Origin of the sequence: Glycomyces niveus, from assembly GCF_017592475.1 — a bacterium.
GTDB lineage: Bacteria > Actinomycetota > Actinomycetes > Mycobacteriales > Micromonosporaceae > Glycomyces > Glycomyces niveus.
On the sequence record NZ_JAGFNP010000004.1, the window covers coordinates 100,715 to 115,497 of the forward strand.

General features: G+C 71.5%; 11 protein-coding genes. 2 read left to right on the forward strand and 9 right to left on the reverse strand.

The annotated features are described in order from the left end of the window. Window positions 1–5: 5 nt before the first annotated feature. The 9 genes from J5V16_RS08885 to J5V16_RS08925 are packed head-to-tail and all read right to left on the reverse strand — an operon-like array spanning window position 6 to window position 11,122. The gene (locus tag J5V16_RS08885) at window positions 6–680 is read right to left on the reverse strand and encodes a GntR family transcriptional regulator (protein WP_208495748.1); all 675 of its coding nucleotides are present in this window, start codon (window positions 678–680) and stop codon (window positions 6–8) included. Beyond that, a complete protein-coding gene (locus J5V16_RS08890) occupies window positions 677–3,070 on the reverse strand; it encodes a beta-L-arabinofuranosidase domain-containing protein (RefSeq protein ID WP_208495749.1) in 2,394 nt (797 codons plus the stop codon). The genes J5V16_RS08885 and J5V16_RS08890 overlap by 4 nt, the downstream gene beginning before the upstream one ends. Then, window positions 3,067–4,497, reverse strand: coding sequence for an aminopeptidase P family protein (locus J5V16_RS08895; protein ID WP_208495750.1), 1,431 nt, complete (start codon window positions 4,495–4,497; stop codon window positions 3,067–3,069). Before J5V16_RS08895 ends, J5V16_RS08890 begins: the two co-directional genes overlap by 4 nt. Beyond that, window positions 4,494–5,786: an alpha/beta fold hydrolase gene (locus tag J5V16_RS08900; protein WP_208495751.1), complete on the reverse strand. Its 1,293-nt coding sequence runs from the start codon at window positions 5,784–5,786 to the stop codon at window positions 4,494–4,496. The genes J5V16_RS08895 and J5V16_RS08900 overlap by 4 nt, the downstream gene beginning before the upstream one ends. After that, complete coding sequence (locus tag J5V16_RS24975; RefSeq protein WP_208495752.1) at window positions 5,783–6,640, reverse strand: ATP-binding cassette domain-containing protein; 858 nt, start codon at window positions 6,638–6,640, stop codon at window positions 5,783–5,785. The genes J5V16_RS08900 and J5V16_RS24975 overlap by 4 nt, the downstream gene beginning before the upstream one ends. Next, a complete protein-coding gene (locus J5V16_RS08910) occupies window positions 6,637–7,470 on the reverse strand; it encodes an ABC transporter ATP-binding protein (RefSeq protein ID WP_208495753.1) in 834 nt (277 codons plus the stop codon). Before J5V16_RS08910 ends, J5V16_RS24975 begins: the two co-directional genes overlap by 4 nt. Then, window positions 7,467–8,465 carry an ABC transporter permease gene (locus J5V16_RS08915; RefSeq protein WP_208495754.1) on the reverse strand — a complete coding sequence of 333 codons (999 nt, stop codon included), beginning with the start codon at window positions 8,463–8,465 and terminating at the stop codon, window positions 7,467–7,469. The genes J5V16_RS08910 and J5V16_RS08915 overlap by 4 nt, the downstream gene beginning before the upstream one ends. Continuing rightward, complete coding sequence (locus J5V16_RS08920; protein ID WP_208495755.1) at window positions 8,462–9,427, reverse strand: ABC transporter permease; 966 nt, start codon at window positions 9,425–9,427, stop codon at window positions 8,462–8,464. The genes J5V16_RS08915 and J5V16_RS08920 overlap by 4 nt, the downstream gene beginning before the upstream one ends. A gap of 6 nt (window positions 9,428–9,433) precedes the next feature. Continuing rightward, window positions 9,434–11,122, reverse strand: coding sequence for an ABC transporter substrate-binding protein (locus J5V16_RS08925; protein ID WP_208495756.1), 1,689 nt, complete (start codon window positions 11,120–11,122; stop codon window positions 9,434–9,436). Between the two features lie 293 nt (window positions 11,123–11,415). Between J5V16_RS08925 and J5V16_RS08930 the strand changes: the two genes are divergently transcribed. Beyond that, window positions 11,416–13,551: an alpha-galactosidase gene (locus J5V16_RS08930; RefSeq protein ID WP_208495757.1), complete on the forward strand. Its 2,136-nt coding sequence runs from the start codon at window positions 11,416–11,418 to the stop codon at window positions 13,549–13,551. Between the two features lie 135 nt (window positions 13,552–13,686). Further along, entirely contained in the window at window positions 13,687–14,757 is a 1,071-nt protein-coding gene (locus tag J5V16_RS08935) for a LacI family DNA-binding transcriptional regulator (RefSeq protein ID WP_208495758.1), read from the forward strand. Window positions 14,758–14,783 lie beyond the last annotated feature (26 nt).

The window sequence follows — 14,783 nt, forward strand, 5'->3', positions numbered from 1 at the left end:
AACTTTCAGCCGCGCGGGCGAGGGTCCTCGGTCTTGCCCGCCCACCAGCCGGTCGCGTGGCGGATGTGCTGGCGCATCAGGGTCTCGGCGGCCTCGGCGTCCCCGTCGGCGAGGTGGTCGAGGAGGCGGTGGTGCTCGTCGGCCGAGACGTGGAGGCGGCTCGACTCGACGAGGGAGACGAGCCCGACGAGGCGGGTGCGCTCCCGCAGGTCCGCGATCGTCTCCACGAGGACGCCGTTGCCGAGCAGCGCCGTGAGCTCAAGATGGAACCGCTGGTCGGCGAGGAGGTAGGCCGGGAGGTCGCCGGAGCGGGCGCCCGCGACGATCGCGTCCGCCTGGGCGCGGAAGTCCGCGAGGCGGTGGGCCGGGAAGTCCCGGGCGACGCGGGCCATCGCGGGCGGTTCGAGGAGCAGGCGGATCTCGACGATGTCCTGGAGCAGTTCGTCGCTGACGGCGGTGACCCGGAAGCCCTTGTTGCGCACCGTCTCCACGAAGCCGCGCTTCTCGAGGTCGAGCATGACCTCGCGGACCGGGGTGGCCGAGACCGCGAACTGCTCGGCGACCCGCGGCACGGTCATGAGCGTGCCGGGCGCCAGCTCGCCCGAGATGATCGCGAGCGAGAGCATCCGGCCCACGCGCACGCGCAGGCTCTCGCCGGGCTCGAGGCGGCGGCCGCTCATCGCGGGCTGCCCGTCCCGGGGATCACGAGCCGCCGCCGCGGCTCCTCGTTGCCCGCACGGTCGGTCGCCGCGTATTCGATGACCTGCGGTTCGGGACCGAGCGCGCGCACGAACGCCTCCTGGAAGGTGCCCCAGAACGTACCGGGCCCCTCCCACTGGATCCGCTCCACACCGGACACGCCGTCGTCGGCGTGGAGCGTGATCTCCCAGCTCGACCCGAGTTCCTTCACCGTGGCGCGGGAGACCGGCGGCGCCGTGTCCACGCTGATCTCGCGGGCGGTGGCCGCGGTGCGGCCCTCGCTGTCGCGCACGCGGGCCTCGATGCGCTGCACGCCTTCGACTTCGACGGTGAACGGCGCGGTGTAGGGCCGCCAGTCGGCGTCGCCGAGCCGCCATTCCACGCTCTCGGCCGCCGCGGTCTCGGCTTCGAGGATGTGGAGGCGGACCGCGGGCGCGGTCGTATACCAGCCCGAGGGGGCCGGCTCGGTCAGGATCTCGATGGCCACGCCGGGCATGCCGGAGCCGACGCCGTCGAAGGCGATCTCGGCCTCGTGGGAGCGGACGTACATGTGGTACTTCGTGTCCAGCCCCGACCAGCACGGCTCGAACTCGACGCCGTCGAGCGTGACGACGCCCGCCGAGGCGAGTTCAGCCAGCGGTTCCGGACCGCTCGGGAGGCCGTGCTCGTCGCGTCGGGCCGCGAGCGGGAACGGCAGCGGCGTGGTCAGCTCCGAGCGGGCCAGCAGCAGGGTCGGGCCGAGGAAGAGCGCGCACTGGCGCTCGTCGTCGCTCGCCGGCTCGGCGCGGAGCCGGGCCGGGGTGGCGAGGTGCAGTTCGTCGCCGGACTTCCAGGCGCGGGTGACGGCGACGTACCGGCCGGGAACGGGGTCCACTCCGGTCGGCTCGCCGTTGAGGCGCAGTTCGAGATCGCCTGCGGCCCAAGCCGGGACGCGGAGGTGCACGCTGCGCTCCGCAGCGGCGTCGCCGTCGAAGGCGAGCGTGACGCCCTCGCCGAGCGGGTAGCCGGAGCGCAGCCTGATGCGGAGCCCGGCCTCCTCCCAGTCGAGTGCGGAGTCGATCGGGAGGTTCACGTAGAGGCCGTCCGGTCCCTGGAAGTAGACCGTGTCCTGGTACTTGACGTGGTTCTCCAGGCCGGTGCCGCCGCAGCAGGTGCCGGTGTTGCCGTATTCGCGGAACGCGCCCGGGTGGACCGGGAACATGTACGTGACCTCGGGACTCGTCGCTGAACTGACGGCGCGGCGCGAGCCCAGTATGTGATTGAGGAGCGTGCGCTCGTAGTAGTCCATGTAGGCCGGGTCGAGCGTGTGCGCGAACAGCTTCCTGGCGAGTTTCAGCAGGTTGTAGGCGGCGCACGTCTCCGCGTTGCGGTGCCCCACGTCCCCGGCCACCGTGCCGGGCGGACCCCACAGCTCGCTCTCGCCGGTGCCGCCGTGGGCGTACATGCGGCCGGGCACGATCTGACGCCAGATGCCCTGCGCCGCTTCGAGGTAACGGGCCTCGTCCGTCTGCTCGTACGTCTCGACGTAGCCGATGAGCTGGGGCAGATGCTGGTTCGCGTGCATGTCGGTGAGGATGTCGATCCCGCTCGCGCCCGCTTCGAGGACGTTCTCCTGGTCGAAGTACGCGGCCGTCTCCAAGAACAGCGGCTCGTTCGCGGCGGCGCTCAGGCGCGCCAGAGTCTCGTTCATGCCGCCGAACTCCCCCGCGATGTACAGCGACCACATGCGCTGGCGGCGTGCGGCGTCGAGGCGCGCGAGGCGGTGGTGGACCCAGTGGCCCATCGCAGTCGCGATCGCCGATGCCTCGGCGCTGCCGGTCAGCTCGTGCGCGTCGAGCAGCCCGGCCATGAGCTTGTGGCAGGTGTAGTAGGGCGCCCAGATCTCGCCGTACGGCGCGTGGTCCTCCAGGCGGGAGAACTGCCATTCGCCGTAGGCCGCGAGGAAGCCCGGGTGCGAGTAGCGGCCCGTGGCCGCCAGCGCGGCCTGCACTTCGCCCAGGCCCGCCACGAACTCGTCCACTTTGGCCTGCAGGGCGGGGTCGCGTTCGCCCGCCGCCGCGAGGGCGAGCATGGAGAGGAAGTGCCCGGCGTAGTGGCCGCGCAGGAGGTTGGCGGTGGGGGCGTGCTCGCGGCCGGGGTAGTCGGCCTCGTTCCAGGGGCGTTCGTCGGGGTGGCCGAAGTCCTCCCAGTTGCCGGGCGGGAGCGCCCCGCGCGTGTCGAGGCCTGCGTTGCGGCGGAATACGGCGAGGAGCCGGTCGACGGGGTAGGCGCGGGCGAGGTGCAGCATCTCGTCGCGGGCGCGGGCGAAGACGCTCGCGTCGTCGATGCGGACCGCGCCGAGTGGGAAGGGCCGCAAAGAGGGTGCGGTCATGGGGCTTCCTTGAGGCGGGCCCGGGTCCATGCCTCGACGCCGGCGGCGTCGATGGGGAGGGCGCCGGAGAGGACTTCGGCGCCGTCCGCGGTGACGAGGAGGTCGTCTTCGAGGCGCACGCCGATGCCGCGCAGTTCGGGCGGGACGGTGAGGTCGTGGGCGTGGAAGTAGAGGCCGGGTTCGACGGTCATGACGACGCCGGGCTCGAGGTCGGCGCCCATGTACTCCTCGTATTCGGCGTGACCGCAGTCGTGCACGTCGAGGCCGAGGTGGTGGCCGATGCCGCAGGCGAGGTAGCGGCGGTGCTGCTGTCCTGGCGGGGAGAGCGCCTCGTCCACGGAGACGGGGAGCAGGCCCCAGTCGTGGAGGCCTTGGGCGACGACCTCCATGGCGGCGAAGTGGAAGTCGAGGTAGGGGACGCCGGGTCGGACTTGGGCCATGCCGGCGCGGTGGGCCTTTTCGACGAGGTCGTGGACCTCGCGCTGCTGCGGGCTGAAGGCGCCGCTCGCGGGGAGGGTGCGGGTGACGTCGGCGGTGTAGAGGCTGTTCGCCTCCACGCCCATGTCGAGTAGGAGGGCGGCGTCGGGGAGGACGGCGCCGTCGCAGCGGACCCAGTGGAGGACTGGAGCGTTGGGGCCGGAGCCGACGATGGTGGTGTAGCCGGTGCCGTTGCCGTGGGTGCGGGCGTGCCGGTCGAAGGTGCCCTGGAGCCACCGCTCGCCGAGGCCCTCGCCGACGGCGCGCGGGATCTCGCGGGCGACGGCGGCGAAGCCGTCCACGGTGGCGTCGACGGCGAGGCGCATCTGCGCGATCTCCCAGGCGTCCTTGACCATGCGCAGGACTGAGAGGTGCCGGTCGAGGAGCGCGGAGGGTTCGAGGCCGTGTGCAGCGGTGAAGGCCGCATCGGTGGTTTGGATCGTCAACGCGCCCTTGATGTCCAGGTCGTCGAGGTGCTTGGCGGGCTCGACGTCGAGGCCGAGGGCGTCGGCCCATTCGGCGAGGCCTGGGGAGGCGCCGACCCACAGTTCGCCGTGGTTGACGTCGCCGAAGAATCCGGTCTCGCCGGGGCGGAAGGGCGGCGGGAGGTAGAGGCGGACGTCGTGGCCGCCGGGGCGCGGGGTCATGACGAGGACGGCGTCCTCGGCCTGGCAGCCGGTGAGCCACACGAAGTCGCTGTCGGGGCGGAACGGGTAGGCGTTGTCGTCGTTGCGGGTGGGAGCGGAGCCGGAGGCGACGACGAGCGTCTCGCCGGGGAGGCGCTCGCTGAGCCGGCGGCGGTGGTCGGCGGCCGCTTCGGCGGCACCGGCGACGGGCGCGGCGGGGACGGGGTCGGTCCCCCAGCCGGTGGCGATGAAGTCGGTGAACCCCTTGACGTCCTTGATCTTCGGGTAGCGGGTGCCCGCGTAGGGCGGCCTCTGGCCGGTCATCGGCGTTCTCCTCCTCGGTCGCGCACCAGTTCGCGGAGGCGGGCGAAGACCCGCTCGGCGCCGATGCCGTCGTGCTCGTATTCGTTGGTGACCCATGCTTGGGCGCCGCCGATGCCGCGCAGGGTGTCGAGTTGCAGTCCGGAATCGACGAACATGTCGTCGAAGTAGACGGCGGCCGCGACGGGGACCTCGTTGGCGGCCAAGCGTTCGGGGTCGAGGATCGGGCTCCAGGCCTCGCGGGCGGCGAGAGCGTGGACGGCGGGGCCGAAGCCGCGCAGGAGCCGGACCTCCTCGAACATCCACGGGAACGCCATCTCGCCGGTGAACGGCAGCGGCCGGACGGTCTCGCCGAACTCGGGGCGGCGGTCGCGTTCGCGCTGGGCGGCCCACGCGGTGGGGCCGTTGGGGCCGTCGCCGTAGATGGACTCCTGGAGGGTCCAGAAGAGCGGGTTCCCGGCGGAGGAGGTGCGGGCGAGGACGCCCGCGAGGAAGCCCTCGGAGAGGCGGTCGCCGGTGACGAAGGCGTCCTCGACGAGCCAGTGCATGCGCTCGAAGCCCGGCTTCATGCCGAAGTCGATGCCGAGTGACTGGAAGCGGCGCACGGTGAGCACGTCGCCGTCGGGGAGCAGGACCGGTTCGGCCGCGAGGCGGTCGGCGATGCGGGCGACGGTCTCGACGTCGTGCGGGTAGCGGCGGTAGTACTCGGCGGTCTTGGCCGCGACGCGGTCGAAGGTGCGGCGGTAGACCTCGTCGGCGCTCATCGGGTTGCCGGGGATGCCGCCGCACACGTACGCGGCGGCCAGCGCCTCGGGCGCGTGGGAGAGGTAGGCGAGGGTGAGCCAGCCGCCGTAGCTCTGCGCGAGCGTCGCCCATTTCCGTCCTTCGTAGACGTGGGTGCGAACGTGCTCGAGGTCGCGGACGATGGAGTCGGCCCGGAAGCGCGCGAGGTGGTCCGCGCCGGTTTCGGCGTCCATTGCGGCCAGGATCTGGGCGTCGAGCGGGGTGCTGCGGCCGGTGCCGCGCTGGTCGACCAGGACGATCCGGTAGTGCTGGAGGGCCTCTTCGATCCATCCGCCGGGTTCGAGCGGTCGCGGGTTGGCGCCGCCGGGGCCGCCCTGCAGGTAGGTGAGGAGCGGCAGGTCGTCGCCGCGCTTGTCGGGGTCGACGAGCTCGCGCACGAAGACCTCGATGGTGCCGGCCTCGGGGCGCCACCAGTCGAGCGGGACGGTCGTGTGCCGCTCGCGCACCCAGATGCCGGGCAGCTGGTACTCCGCCTTGGGGTCCTTCACAGTTCGGCTTCCTCTCGTTCGCGGCGGGCCTGTTCGTTCCGCCTCCGGGCAGCGTCCCATTCGGGTCGGATGCGTGGGACGGCGGCGAGGAGCCTGCGCGTGTACGGGTCCTGCGGGGCGTCGAAGACGGTGTCGCGGTCGCCGGTCTCGACGATGCGTCCGCCGTTCATGACCGCCACGCGGGTGGCGATCTGCCGGACGACGGCGAGGTCGTGGGCGATGAACAGGTAGCTGAACCCTTCTTCTTCCTGGAGCCGCCGCAGGAGGTTGATGACCTGTGCCTGCACGGAGACGTCGAGGGCGGAGACCGCTTCGTCGGCGATGATGAGCTTGGGCGAGACGGCGAGCGCGCGGGCGATGCCGATGCGCTGGGCCTGCCCGCCGGAGAACTGGGCGGGGAAGCGGCCGGCGTGGTCGGGGTCGAGGCCGACGCGTTCCATGAGCGCGCCGGCGAAGGCCCGTGCGCCGCCGGGGATCGGGCGGCGCTGGTAGACGAGCGGGGCGGTGACGATCCGCTCCACGGTGTGCTTCGGGTTCAGGGACGAGTACGGGTCCTGGAACACCATCTGCACTTCGGAGCGGAAGGCGTGGAGGGCTTTCCCGGTGAGCGCGTGGACCTCGCGGCCGTCGAACTCGATGGTGCCGCTGGTGGTGTCGATGAGGCGGGCGATGAGGCGGGCGGTGGTGGACTTGCCCGAGCCCGATTCGCCGACGAGCGCGAGGGTCTCGCCTCTGCGGACATCGAGCGAGACGTCGTCCACGGCCCGGAATCTGCCCGAGCGGCCGAGGAGGCCGCCGCCGGAGACGGTGAACTCTTTGACCAGGTTCCGGGCGCGCAGCAGGGTGTCGGTCATCGGGCCTCCTCGGTCAGGGTGCGCAGCAGCCCGATCTCGTCGTCGATGCGCGGCACGGCGTCGAGGAGCATCCGGGTGTAGGGCGCCTGCGGGTCGGTGAAGATCCGCTCGGCCGTGCCCTGCTCGACGAGGTCGCCGTCGCGCATGACGACGATGTGGTCGGCGACCTCGCTGACGACCGCGAGGTCGTGGGTGATGAGGATGAGCCCGGCCCCGGTGTCGGCGCGGATCTCGGCCAGGAGGTCGAGGATCTGGGCTTGGACGGTGACGTCGAGGGCGGTGGTGGGCTCGTCGGCGATGATGAGCTCGGGCTCCATGCTGAGGGTCATCGCGATCATGACGCGCTGGCGCATGCCGCCGGAGAACTGGTGCGGGTAGTGGTCCACTCTCCTTGCCGCGTCGGCGATGTGGACGCGTTCCATCGCTTCGATGGCGACGGCCCGGGCCTGGCGGCGGGTCACGCCGCTGCGGTGCGAGCGGTAGGCCTCGGCGATCTGCGTCCCGACCGTGTAGTACGGGTTGAGGGACGAGAGCGGGTCCTGGAAGATCATCGCGATCCGGTCGCCCCGGTAGGAGCGCATGGCGCGTTCGGGCAGCGCCGTCAGTTCGGCGCCGTCGAACTCGATGGAGCCGGTCCGCTCGGCGCCTTTGGGGAGCAGGCCCATGATGGCGAGGCTCGTCATGGACTTGCCGGAGCCCGATTCGCCGACGATGCCGAGCGCGCCGCCGCGCGCCAGGTCGAAGTCGAGGGTCTTGACGACCTCGCCCGGGCCGTTCGCGCTGGGAAATGAGACGGTGAGTCCCCGTACGCGCAGCAGTGTGTCCGTCATGCCGTGCTCCCCACTCGCACTCGCGGGTCGATCGCGGTGTACAGCAGGTCGACGACCATGTTGCCCACGACGACCAGGAAGGCCGCGAGCAGCGTGACGCCCATGATGACCGGCTGGTCGTTCTTGGTGATCGAGTCGGCGGCCATCTTGCCGATGCCGTTGAGCCCGAACACGGTCTCGGTGATGAGGGCCCCGCCGAGCAGGCCGGCGAAGTCCATGCCGAAGATCGTGACGATCGGCGTGAGCGCCGGCCGCAGCGCGTGCCGCCGCCACACCAGGCCTGGGCTGAGCCCCTTGGCGCGGGCAGTGCGCACGTAGTTCTCCTGCAGCGTCTCGATGACGTTCGCGCGGGTGAGCCTGGTGTAGACCGCGGCCATGCCGATCGCGAGCACGATCCAGGGCATGAGGAAGTTCTGGAACCACTGCAGCGGGTCTTCGGAGAACGGCACGGCCTGCGGGAACGGCAGCCAGCCGAGCGTCACCACGAGCACGAACTGGAGCGAGAGCGCCAGCACGTAGTTCGGGATCGACATGCCCGTGAGGGTCAGGCCCGCGATGAACCGGTCCGCGAACTTCCCTTCCCGCACGGCGCTGAGCAGGCCCCCGGCGACGCCGGCGAGGAGCCACAGCACGGCGGCGCCGACCGCCACGGTGGCCGAGACCGGGAGGCGCTGGACGATCATGTCCGTCACGGCCTGGCTCGACTGGAACGAGTAGCCCAGGCACGGTGCGGCGCATTCGATCGCGTTCGCCCCCGTCCCGTAGGTGCGGCCCGCGAAGAGCCCGGCGAGGAACGTCCCGAACTGGGTCCAGAACGGCCGGTCGACGCCGAGGTTGGCGCGGATCCGGTCGATCGCCTCGGGCGTGCAGTTCTTGCCGCAGATCTGCACCGCCGGGTCGGGCGAGAGCACGAAGAAGATCACGAACGTGAACAGGCATACCAGGAACAGCACCACGAGCATGCCGAGCACGCGGTTCGCGACGAAGCGGATCATGCGGCCCCCTCCCCGAGGAGTTTGCGGATGCGGTCGCCGAGGACGGTGAAGGAGAGCACGAGCAGGAACAGGAAGGACCCCGGGATGAGGAAGTACGCGGGGTCGACCGCGTACCAGGGCACCGAGCTCGCGATCATCTGGCCCCAGGACGGGGTCGGCGGGACGACGCCCACGCCGAGGAAGGACAGGCCCGCCTCGGTGCCCACGTAGCCGGGCACGGCGAGCGTGGTCATGACGATGATCGTCGAGGTCAGGTTCGGCAGGATCTCCTTGAAGATGATCTGCGCGCTCGTCGCCCCCGAGGCCTTCGCGGCCTCCACGAACTCCCTTTCCTTGAGCGACATGGTCTGCCCGCGCACGATGCGGGCCAAGTACGGCCAGCCGAAGAACGAGATCACCAGCACCAGCAGGACCTGGCGGTTCTCGGCGGGCAGCGCCGAGAGGACCGCGATCATGAAGATGAGCGCCGGGAACGCCATCAGGAACTCCATGACGCGCGAGACCACCATGTCGACGCGCCCGCCGAAGTAGCCGGCGACGAGCCCGAAGACGACGCCGAGGACGCCCGTCAGCACCGTCGCCGAGATCGCGATGAGCATCGAGACCCTGGCGCCGTAGACGATCCGCGCGAAGATGTCGCGCCCGTTCCCCGGCTCGACGCCGAACCAGTGGTCGGCGCCCATGCCGCCGGCGGCCCCGAGCGGGATGCCGCCCAGGTTCGGGTCGACGGCGTCCTGGTCGAACTCCAGCGGCCCGTAGCCGCTGAGCTTCACCAGCAGCGGCGCGGCGAGCGCCGTCAGGACGATGAGGAGGATGTACACGCTGCAGGCCACGGCCGCGCGGTCGCGGAGGAAGGCGCGGACGAGGTGCCGCCCGCGGGCGGGCGGCGCGGCGGCGCCCTCACGCACCGCCTCGCCGCCCGCCGCGCCTTCGACTTCGAGCTCGGTCGGAGTGAAGGTCATCGGAGATCAGCCTCGCGACGGGTCGCTCAGGCCGATGATCGTCAGGTCGGTCATGCTCGTGTTCGGGATGTAGCCGGCGATGTTCTCGCCCGGCAGGAACACGCTCGGCTCCTGCAGCAGCGGGACGATCGGCGCCAGCGCCATGACCTCCTCGTCGAACTCGCCCCACTCGACGTTCGCCGCCCCGAGGTCGGTCATCGCCCGGATCTCGTCGATGCGGGCGTTCAGCCCCGCGTCGTTGATCTGCGCGATGTTGGTGTTGCCCTTCTCGGTGATGACGCGGCCGTCGACGAGCGGCGGGACCATGGTGCTGGAGCTGGAGGCCCAGTCCGGGCACCAGCCGGTGATCGCCGCGTCGTGCATCTGCGACGGGGTGCCGATGGTCTCGTAGAAGGTGGAGGTGTCGATGACGTTGAGCTCGACCTCCACATCGATCTTGGCGAGGGCCTGCTGGATCGACTCGGCCTGCGCCTGCATGATCGGGTTCGAGCGGATGTCGAGGACGAACGAGAAGCCGCCGCCCAGCCCCACCGATTCGAGCAGTTCCCTGGCCTTCTCGGAGTCCCCGTTGTTCCCTTCGCTCGGGTAGAGGTCGAAGTCCTTGTGGCCGTTCACCGCGTCCGGGATGATCGTGGTCGCCGGGAGCGCGAGCTGCGTGCCGCCCGAGGCGGTCTGCAGGGAGGTGCGGTCGACGGCGTAGTTCATCGCCTGGCGCACCTCGAGCTTGTCGAACGGGGCCTGTGTGGTGTCCATGCCCATGTACGTGACGCAATAGGCCTCGGCGCTGACGACGCGGTCCTGGAGCTCCGGGGACTGGAGGCGGGCCAGGGTCGCGGGCTGGATCTTGCCGGAGATGGCGTTCACGTCCGAGCCCTGCCCGGCGAGGAGGCGTTCGTCGATCGTGGCGCCTTCGAGGCCGATCTCGAAGTCCCACGCGTCCGGATAGGCCTTGCGCACGTCGTCGGTGGCCTGGTCCCAGTGCTCGTTGCGCACCAGCTTGATCGAGCTGCCGGGCGTGTACGACTCGAGCGTGTAGGGGCCGGAGGCGATGACGTCCTTGATGAACTCGTCGCCCGCGCCGGTGCCGACCGGGAAGGGCACGGCGTTCACCTGCGCCACGACGTTGTCGAACTCGGGGAACGGGGCCTTGAGGTGGAAGACGATCGTGCGCTCGTCGGGGGTCTCGATGCCGGGGTGCTCGCCGGACTGGTACGGCCCCTTGTAGTCCTCGGGGGCCTCGATCGTGTTCCGGAGCCAGGGCGAGCCGATGCCGATCTCGGGGTCCCAGGCCCGGGAGATGCCGAACTTCAGCTCGGCGGAGGTGATGGGGTCGCCGCTGTCGAACTTCAGTCCCTCTTTGAGGGTGTAGGTCCAGGTGAGCCCGTCTTCCGAAGCGGTGCCGAGGCTTTCGGCCATGTCGGGGACGACGGCGTTCGGGTCCTCGGCGTCGCCCGCGGCCTGCATGGTGAGGCCGCGGTAGATGAGGCGGTAGAAGGCGTTGACGCCGCCGTCCCAGCCGCGGGCCGGGTCGAGGTAGGAGAAGTCGGCGTTCTGGAGCATGTGGACGGTGCCGCCCTTTTGCGGCTCGCCGCCGGGGCCGTCGCCGCCTGAGCCGCTCTCGCCGCCGGAACATGCGGTGAGCAGCAGCGCCGCCGCCGCGAGCGCCGCCGCCGCGCGGGTTGCTCTTCTGATCATGGGGGGATTTCCAATCGCTAGTTCGCGCTGGCATGCAGGGGGGTGCGCGGGAGGGTGCGTGCCGTTGGACCCTTTGCGTGCTGCCTCACGCCGTCGGATTCGCAGTAACATATCACATATCACATATCATTGGAACGGGTTGAGAATCCGGTTTCGTTAACCCGGTTAAGCCCTGTAGCGTGCCCCTGGACCGCGCCTTTCCGCCGCGACTTTCACCGCGCGAGACGCGCGGCGGCGCTGCCGCCGACCACTCTGCAAGCGCCGCAAGCACTGTCCGCACCCGAAGGAGCAACGTGAACCACGGAACCCCGACCCTCCTGCGCCGCGACGGCGTGGCCCTCATCCTCAGCGCCCCGGATTCAGGGCTCCCGGCCGTGCTGCACTGGGGCGCCGACCTCGGCCCGCTCACGGCCGCGGACCTCGACGGGCTCGACCGCCTCACCGGCCGCCAGACCGCGCCCGGCACGCTCGACGCCGCGTGGCGGCTCTCGCTGGCGCCGCAGGAGTCCGAGGGCTGGTCGGGCCGTCCGGCCCTCCTCGCCACCCGCGACGGGATGCCGCTCTTCCCGCGCTGGACCGCGACGGTGGCGCCCGAAGGCGAAACGGCCGCCACGGTCACCGCCGTCGACGCCGAAGCGGGGCTGACGTTGACGACCCGGCTCGAGATCGGCGCGGGCGGGCTCGTCCTGGTCGACCACGAGCTGCGCAATGACGGCGGCGGCACGGTCGACGTCGCCTGGCTCGAGACGGTGCTCCCGATGCCGAAGACCGCCGACCACCTCACCTCCTTCACCGGCCGCTGGGCGCGGGAGAAGGCCCCGGCGACCGGCGCGATCCCGCGCGGCTCGACCGTGCGCGAATCGCGGCGCGGGCGCGGCGGCCACGACTCGCCGTGGGTCACCCTGGCCTCCAACGGATCCCCGCGCAACCGCAGCGGCGACGTGTGGGCCGTGCACCTGGGCTGGAGCGCCGACGTGCGCCACCGCACCGACCGCCACACCGACCACGTGACGCTCATCGGCGCGGGCGAACTGCTGCGCCCCGGCGAGATCCGCCTCGAGACCGGCGGGACCTACCGCACGCCCACCGCCTACTTCGCCTGGTCCGACACCGGGCTCGACGGTGTCTCGGCCCGCTTCCACACCTGGATGCGCGCCCGCCCGCAGCACCCGCGGACCGCCCGCCCGCTCGTGCTCAACACCTGGGAGGCCGTGTACTTCGACCACGACCCCGCCCGCGTGGAAGCCTTGGCGCGCAAGGCGGCCGAAGTGGGCGTGGAACGGTTCGTGCTCGACGACGGCTGGTTCACGGCACGCCGGCACGACCGCGCCGGCCTGGGCGACTGGGAGGTCGACCCGGCCGTGTGGCCCGACGGCCTCGAACCGCTCGCCGAGCTCGTGCGGAGCCTGGGCATGCAGTTCGGGCTGTGGTTCGAGCCCGAGATGGTCAACCTCGACTCAGACCTCGCCCGCTCGCACCCGGACTGGCTGCTCGCCAACCCCGCGTCCGTGCCCTCGCCCGAGGGCCTCTCGTACCGCACGCAGTACGTGCTCGACCTCGCCGATCCCGATGCGTTCGAACACATCCGCTCGCAGATGTCGACCCTCGTCGACCGGCTCGGCATCGCCTTCATCAAGTGGGACCACAACCGCGACCTGGTCGAAGCGGTCCACGGGGGACGGCCGGGCGTGCACCCCCAGACCCTCGCCGCGTACCGGCTCATCGACCGGCTCAAGGCCGACCACCCCGGCCTCGAGATCGAGTCGTGCTCCTCCGGCGGCGCACGGACCGACCTGGGCATCCTCGCCCGCACCGACCGCGTGTGGGCCTCGGACTCGAACGACCCGGTCGAGCGCCAGGACATCCAGCGCTGGACCGAGCTGGTGCTGCCGCCCGAGATGATCGGCGCGCACGTCGGCCCCTCCCCCGCGCACTCCTCCGGGCGCGCCACGCCGCTCGCCTACCGGATCGCGACCTCGATGCAGGGCTCGGCGGGCTTCGAATGGGACATCCTCTCCTGCACCGAGGAGGAGACCGAGCAGATCAAGGCGTTCGGCGCGCTCTACAAGGAGCTGCGCGGCCTGCTGCACACCGGCGCCGTGGTGCACCCGGACGCGGTGGACCCGGCGCTGCGCGTGCGCGGCGTCGTCGCCCCCGACGGCTCCGAAGCGGTCTTCACCGTCGCCACGGTCGCCTCGCTCGAAGACGCGCTGCCCGAACGGGTCCGGCTCGACGGCCTCGACCCCGAGCGCCGCTACACGCTGCGGGTGCGCGACGAGATCGGCGCGGCGAAGCACGGCTGGACGACCCCGCCGTGGCTCGGCAAGGACGCCGTGACGGTGCCCGGCCGCGTCCTCGGCGAGGTCGGCCTGCAGCTGCCGAGCCTGTGGCCGGTGCAGGCGGTCATGATCCACCTGACCGCCGAATGACCTAGCGCCGCAGCGCGATCGTGCGAGGGGCCGTCCGCAGGCGCGGGCGGCCCCGAAGTGTTCCCGGACTCGGGTCTTGTAGATCGCTCTACAACATGTGTAGATTGATCGCCACTACACACGACGGGGGTTGGCATGGCGGCTCGCGGCCCGGCCGGTTCGGTCACGATCGAGGACGTCGCGCGCGCGGCGGGCGTCTCGCGGGCCGCGGTCTCCAAGGTCATCCGCGACGCCTACGGCGTCAGCCCGGCGATGCGCGAGCGCGTCACGGCCGCCGTCGAACAGCTCGGCTACCGCCCCAGCATCTCGGCGAGGGGCATGCGCGGCAAGACGTTCACCCTCGGCATCGAGATACCCGAGCTCTCCAACCCGTTCTTCCCGCTGCTGCTGGCGGGCGCGACCGCGGCGCTCTCCGGCTCGCCCTACCAGCTCATCATCGCCCCGGCCGACCCCGCGCACGCCGAGGGCTACCGGGCCATCCGGGCCCTCGTCGACCGGCAGGTGGACGGGGTCATCGCGGTCTCGCCGCTGGTCGAGCCCGCGTGGCTCACCGAACTCTCGGCGACGGTGCCGGTGGTGATGCTCGGCCGCCACGACCGGGCCGACGGCTACGACACCGTCGTGAGCGACGACGAGGCCGGGGCCAGGGCCGTCATGCGGCACCTCTTCGAACTCGGGCACCGCGACATCGCCCACCTCACCGGGGAGGCCGACCACGCCACGAACGGTTCCGGTGTGCCGCAGACGATCCGCCTCCACACGTACCGCACGGCGATGCAGGAGGCCGGATTCGGCGACCGCATCAGCGTCGCGCGCGCCGCCGACGTCACCGCCGACGCGCACGCGACCGCGCTCCGGATGCTCTCGGGGTCTGAACGCCCGACCGCGGTCTTCGCCTGCCACGACGAACCGGCGCTCGAGGTCCTGCGCGCCGTCGCGGACGCGGGGCTCACCGCCGACGACGTCTCGGTGGCGGGCTACGACGGCATCGAGATCGCCGGCCACCCCGGCATCTCCCTCACCACCGTCCGCCAGGACGGCGAGCGGATGGGCCGCCTCGCCGTGGAGCTCCTGCTCGAACGCATCGCCGGGCGTACCGAGGCGCGGCACGAGGTGATCGCACCCGACCTCGTCGTCCGCTCCAGCACCCGGCCGCCGCGCCCGTGCGGTGCCGCCACGCGCCTGAGCGCGCTCGGCGACCACTGAATCCTTGCCTTACGAGCACAACTGCA